Here is a 3,189-nt window from a genome sequence, read left to right on the forward strand (position 1 = left end):
AAACATACAATATGGACCCTGAGAGTCTTGAGTCCGTCCTGAGTAAGGGAAAGGGTATCAAGCTATGTATCCCTGTCCATCTTTACGGACATCCCTGCCGTATGGATGAAATCCTTGATATATGTAAACGATATAACGTAACGGTCATGGAAGATGCATGCCAGGCACATGGCACCCTGTATAAAGAAAAAAAGATTGGTAGCTTTGGTGATGTATCAGCCTTTAGTTTTTATCCCACAAAAAATCTTGGCTGTTATGGGGATGGAGGCATTGTCCTTACAGACTCTGATGATATAAATGAAAAGGCATTAATGCTTAGAAATTATGGACAGATATCCAAACACGTACACACTATAGAGGGCTTCAATTCGAGGCTTGACGAGATGCAGGCGGCAATACTCAGGTTTAAACTTGAAAAGCTCAACCATTGGAACGAAAGAAGAAGACACATTGCATCAATATACAGGAGAGAATTAGAAGATACGCCGCTTTTGCTTCCCCTTGAGGCTCCCTGGGCATACCATGTGTATCATTTATACGTGGTAAGGGTAAAAAAGAGGGATGAACTGATGAGATACCTGAGTGAACAGGGGGTTTCAACCCTCATACACTATCCAATGCCCATACACATGCAAAAGGTTTACAAACATCTTGGATATAAACATGGTGATTTTCCAAACGCCGAAAAGGTAGCAAAAGAGATTATTTCCTTGCCCATGTACCCTTCCCTGAAAGAAGACGAAGTACTTTACATTTGTGGGCGTATACGGGCGTTTTACGGGAAATGATGAAAATCGCTCCCATTACCCCCTGCGATTTTAGTTCAGGGTTCAGGGTTCAGAGTTCAGAGTTAAAAATCTTTTTTAATCTCATCACTCATCACTTGGAGGACGAACAAAGGTGAAGATCCTCCACTTGTTCAGTGACTGGAAATGGACAGGTCCTGCTGAGCCCACGGTCTCATTATGTGAAGCATTGAGCCATGAAGGGGTGGATGTAACGATCGCATTTAGAAAGGCCCCGCCTGATTTCCAGGAAAGGACTGTTGAGAAAGAGGTTAAAGAAAGGGGTATCAAATCGTTTGATGGATTCAGGCTAAACAGGTATTTTTCGGTCAGGGACTGGCTTTTCGATTTTCGTTATATAAAACGATATGTGGAGGAACAGGCCATTGATATTGTCCATACGAATCTTTCCCATGACCATTTCACTGCCATATTTTCCCTCTCCTTTTCGAAAAATAGACCTTTAATAGTGAGAACTGACCACAAAAGGGACGGCATGCCAATAAACAGATTTATGAAATGGGCATTGTCAAGAACCGATGGTCTTGTGAGTTACAGCAAGAAGATAATGGAACATGATGTAAAAAGCTTTGGTTTCCCTGACAAGCGGACATGCGTTATCCCCTTAGGGGTTAAACCATATAATGGGCCCCTCAAAAACATGAAAGAAGAGTTTGGCATAAAGGCTGATGAAAGGGTAATAGGTGTAATCGGGAGGCTAAAGCCGGACCGCGGGTACGATGTAATACTGAAGGCATTCAAACTTGTAAGGGAGCGTATGAATAATGTGAAGCTCCTTATAATGGGCAGGAGCTCGCAGATAGAAAAGAGCGTAAAGCAACCGCTTTCTGAGCTGGGTCTCGAAAGTGATGTCATACTCGCTGGCTATAGGATAGATGACTATTTTTCTGTAATTTCAACCTTTGACCTCTTTGTCATGATGAGGGCAGGAAGTGATGGAAGCGCACGTGCACTCCGGGAGGTGATGGCGATGGGAAAGCCCGCAATAGTATCCGATGCCGGGATGCTGCCTGAGCTTGTGGAAGACGGGAAGACAGGATTTGTTGTAAAACCCGACGAGCGCGAACTTGCAGAGAAAATGGGAACAATCTTACTCGATGAGGGGAAAAGGATGACCTTCGGGACAAATGCGAAACAGACCGCAATCGAGAAATGGAGCTACACCACCCAGGCTCAAAAGATGAAGGAGTTTTATGAAAGGCTTCTTGAGATAGGGAAGCGATATTAATATCAAAACAAGAAGATACCGCAAATATTTTTTCACCTCTAAATGCTAATGCTAAAATAATTAGCAGTTAATTAGCAATTCATACTTGACAACCTCTAAATACTAATGCTAATATTATTAGTAGTTAATTAGTAATTTGAGTTTATACAATGAAAATACCAGAAAAACCACCTGATATTACAAGCGTCTCTTTGGATAAATCACTGTTCTCTGAAGAAATGTCGATAGTTGTCAAGAAAGCCAACAGGGATTATCTTTACTGGGACAAATTTAAATACCAGATTCCTGAAGGCATTAGAACCGAATCTGCCTGGGCTGCCCTGAAGACAGCAAGGTCTTTACAGATGAAATACGTTCCCTTGAAAGACACATCAGGTAGGCTTTTCTGCTATTGGCTTCCTGACATTGTGTTGCAGTATCTTCACCTTATAGACCAGGACACGGGGGGACAGATTATAACAGATAACCCATCTATCTATGCACAGGAAAAGAGATGGTACCTGATGAATTCTATCGTTGAAGAGGCGATAGCGTCGAGTCAGATTGAAGGGGCGGTAACAACAAGACAGGTGGCTAAAGATATGCTCCAGACAGGGAGGAAACCGAGAGATAGGTCTGAGCAAATGGTATATAATAACTACATCACTATTTCAAAAATCCGGGAACTGATAGACAAGCCACTCACCCCGGAACTGCTTAAAGAACTTCAAGGCTCTATCACGAAGGACACGCTTGACGAGCCATCCTATGAAGGGAGGTTCAGAACAGCCGAAGACCGCCAAGTATATGTATCAGATTTTGAAGGCAACATACTTCATGCCCCTCCTCCGGCACAAAATATAAAAGAGTACATAGACCTTCTTTGTAAGTTTGCGAATGAGGATAAGGAGGAAGAATTTATTCACCCTGTCATAAAGGGCATTATCCTTCATTTTTGGCTTGCCTATATACACCCATTTAATGACGGCAACGGGCGTACCGCAAGGGCAGTTTTTTACTGGTATATGCTGAAGAAAAATTACTGGCTTTTTGAGTATCTATCCATTTCAAATATTATCTTAAGGGTCAGAACTCAATACTACCGTTCGTTTTTATATTCCGAGATTGATGACGGGGATATGACATACTTCATTATATTTCACCTCCGTGCGATCT

Annotated in this window: 3 protein-coding genes; all 3 read left to right on the forward strand. The window is 42.3% G+C overall.

What is annotated here, in order from left to right; translation table 11 throughout:
• The coding region (locus tag NTU69_04925) for a DegT/DnrJ/EryC1/StrS family aminotransferase (GenBank protein ID MCX5802864.1) at positions 1–788 on the forward strand (788 nt) is incomplete at its 5' end.
• Positions 789–900: 112 nt separating this feature from the next.
• Positions 901–2,034 (forward strand): glycosyltransferase family 4 protein, encoded by a 1,134-nt coding sequence (locus NTU69_04930; protein MCX5802865.1) that lies wholly within the window; start codon positions 901–903, stop codon positions 2,032–2,034.
• A 149-nt stretch (positions 2,035–2,183) separates the two neighbouring features.
• Positions 2,184–3,189 (forward strand): Fic family protein (locus tag NTU69_04935; protein ID MCX5802866.1); only part of this gene is annotated, 1,006 nt, incomplete at its 3' end.

It is taken from the genome of Pseudomonadota bacterium (genome assembly GCA_026388215.1).
Taxonomy (GTDB): Bacteria; Desulfobacterota; Syntrophorhabdia; order Syntrophorhabdales; family Syntrophorhabdaceae; genus JAPLKF01.